Below are 2,574 nucleotides of genomic sequence, written 5' to 3'. Positions count from 1 at the left end.
GGGCCGGCCCGACAGGTCCGGCCCGCGTACGTCCCCCTTTTCGCGATGCGCGTCTCAGCACATCGCGAGCCCCGCGAGCCTAGGAACTGCGGCTGTCCGGCTTCTGTCGCCGACCGAGGTGCGGTGACAGATTTCTGAGGGTCATGCGGCGTTTCCGCTGATGACACCGCCCGGACTATCTGTCGCCCGGCACGGAGTTCTGGCCACGGGAGGTTCACCGACGCGTCAACCAAGTCGGGGGTCGCGTTGCCGGAGGGCGCTCACGATCAGAAACATGAGCATCAGCCTCGATCGGGTCCCGCTGGTCGCCGCCAACTCGGAGCCGCTCCGTGTCCTCATCGTCACGGAGTCGTTCCTGCCGCAGGTCAACGGCGTGACGAACTCCGTACGCCGCGTGCTGGAGCATCTCGCGGTCGACGGCCACACCGTCGAGGTCGTGGCCCCCACCGGGCCCACCGAGTACGCCGGGTTCCCGGTGACCCGGACCCGGGGTGCGACGTTCTGGGTCTACAAGGACTTCCGTGTCGGCCTCGAGACGCGGCGCAAGCTGCGGGCGGTGATGCGCCGGTTCAGCCCCGACGTCGTCCACGTGGCCTCACCCGCACTGCTTGGTCGGCAGGCGGTGCTGGTGGCCAAGGAGCTCGGTATCCCGAGCGTGGCGATCTACCAGACCGATCTGGTCGGCTTCTGGGACAAGTACAAGGCGGTCGGTGGCCCGCAGGCCGCGGCGATGCTCACCCGTCAGGCGCACTCGGCGGCCGACCGCACCCTGGCGCCGAGCTCGTCGGCCCTGACCCAGCTGGAGGGTCTCGGCGTACAGCGCACCGGGCTGTGGCCGCGAGGCGTCGACGTCGAGCTGTTCCACCCGAGCCGCATCGACCATGACCTGCGCGCGCAGCTCGCGCCCGAGGGGGAGACCATCGTCGGGTACGTCGGCCGGCTGGCCCAGGAGAAGGAGCTCCACCTGCTGACCGCGCTGGCCCACAACCCCGCGTACAAGGTCGTGCTCGTCGGTGGCGGCCCGCAGGAGCGCGAGCTGCGCCAGCTGCTCCCGAACGCGACCTTCCTGGGCGTGCTGCAGGGGGAGGAGCTGGGGGCTGCGTACGCCTCTCTCGACGTGTTCGCGCACACCGGCTCCCACGAGACTTTCTGCCAGGCGGTCCAGGAGGCGCTGGCCTCCGGGGTCCCGGTCGTCGCGCCGCGCTCGGGAGGGCCGCTGGACCTGGTCGCCGACGGCGTCACCGGGTTCTTCTACGAGCCGGGCAGCCGCGACGACCTCGGCTCCCACGTCGCGCTGCTCCACAACGACCCGCAGCTGCGGCTGCGGATGGGACGCGAGGCCCGCAAGAGCGTCGCGCACAAGTCCTGGGGCGCGGTGAACGCCGCCTTGGTCGACCACTACCGCGACGTCATCCGGGCGCGCCGGCCGCGATGACGTCGAGGACCTCCTCGGTGGTGTCGACGAGGTGGATGCGGCCCTCCATCGCGCGACCGCGGGCGAGGGCCTGCAGGAGCGGCCAGACCGGGAGCTCCTCGGTCCAGTAGCTGCGCCCGACCAGCACCATCGGCGCGACCGCGCTCGCGTCGGCGTAGTAGTTCTCACAGGCGTCCTGGAAGATCTCCTGCACGGTGCCGCCGGCACCGGGCAGGAAGACGATCCCGCCGTCGCAGACCTCCAGCAGCACGGCCTCGCGGGTGGCGTTGCGGAAGTACTTCGCGATCGCGCCGGCGAACACGTTGGGCGGCTCGTGCCCGTAGTGCCAGGTGGGGATCCCCAGCGACTTTCCGGGCGCGACCTCCACCCGATCGCGTACGTCGAGGGCTACCTGCGCCCACGCCTGCACCGAGGGCCGGAACGACGGCACCGAGGCCAGCGACTCGAGCGCGTCCTCCAGCACCTTCTTCGACGTCCCGGCGAGGAAGGCGCCCAGGTTGGCCGCCTCCATCGCCCCCGGGCCGCCGCCGGTGGCGATCACGTGGTTGCTCGCCAGGCGCTGGGCGAGGCGGGCGGCGCTCGCGTAGTCCTCCCCGCCACGCTTCAGGGCATGTCCGCCCATCATCCCGACGAGCCGCGTGCCCTCCTCGCGCCGCGCCCGCACCCAGGCTTCTAGGGCGGTGTCGATCGCGTGGTCGTGGAGAGTGATCGCGAGCTCGTCGTCGGCATCGCGCGGCTGCTGCAGCCAGGCGTACGCCCTCGCGTCCAGGCTCTGGGCGTAGACCGGGTCGTCGTAGAGCTCCTCGGCGGTGTAGAGGAGAGAGCGGTGGACGTCGACCGGCACCTCCGCGATCACGGGCATCACCAACGCGCCCTCGTCCTCGGCGTAGCTGCCGTCCCCGGGCGCGAAGGCGCAATCCAGGAACGTCGCTCCGGCAAGATCCGCGTCACGCAGGGTCTCGGACCGCGAGGTCAGATCCAGCGCGCGCAGCCGCCATCCCCGCAGACTCTCCACCCCCGCTGCCACCCGTCCGTCCAGCTCCTCGACCGACTCGATGTCGACCTGCCGTCCCCGGTGCTGCTTCATGGGATCAACCTAATGCCGAGACGTCGCCTACGTCGGCCGAGTGGGCACCAGT

The 2,574-nt window shown here is 71.1% G+C and carries 2 protein-coding genes; one reads left to right on the top strand and one right to left on the bottom strand.

The genetic code is table 11. From position 1 onward, the window contains the following. Positions 1-274: 274 nt before the first annotated feature. The gene (locus ACFU7D_RS29280; protein ID WP_378727861.1) at positions 275-1,435 is read left to right on the top strand and encodes a glycosyltransferase family 4 protein; all 1,161 of its coding nucleotides are present in this window, start codon (positions 275-277) and stop codon (positions 1,433-1,435) included. Here the strand turns inward: ACFU7D_RS29280 and ACFU7D_RS29275 are convergent. Then, complete coding sequence (locus tag ACFU7D_RS29275; protein ID WP_378873949.1) at positions 1,410-2,522, bottom strand: LOG family protein; 1,113 nt, start codon at positions 2,520-2,522, stop codon at positions 1,410-1,412. The two genes, ACFU7D_RS29280 and ACFU7D_RS29275, sit on opposite strands and share 26 nt — an antisense overlap. Between the last annotated feature and the right edge of the window lie 52 nt (positions 2,523-2,574).

Origin of the sequence: Nocardioides sp. NPDC057577, assembly GCF_042801335.1 — a bacterium.
GTDB lineage: Bacteria > Actinomycetota > Actinomycetes > Propionibacteriales > Nocardioidaceae > Nocardioides.
The sequence above is the reverse complement of the archived record's forward strand: the minus strand, read 5'-3'. Positions and strand labels throughout refer to the sequence as shown.

Coding starts and splice junctions, on each gene's coding strand:
- ACFU7D_RS29280 (WP_378727861.1), top strand. CDS start 275: ATGAGCATCAGCCTCGATCGGGTCCCGCTGGTCGCCGCCAACTCGGAG.
- ACFU7D_RS29275 (WP_378873949.1), bottom strand. CDS start 2,522: ATGAAGCAGCACCGGGGACGGCAGGTCGACATCGAGTCGGTCGAGGAG.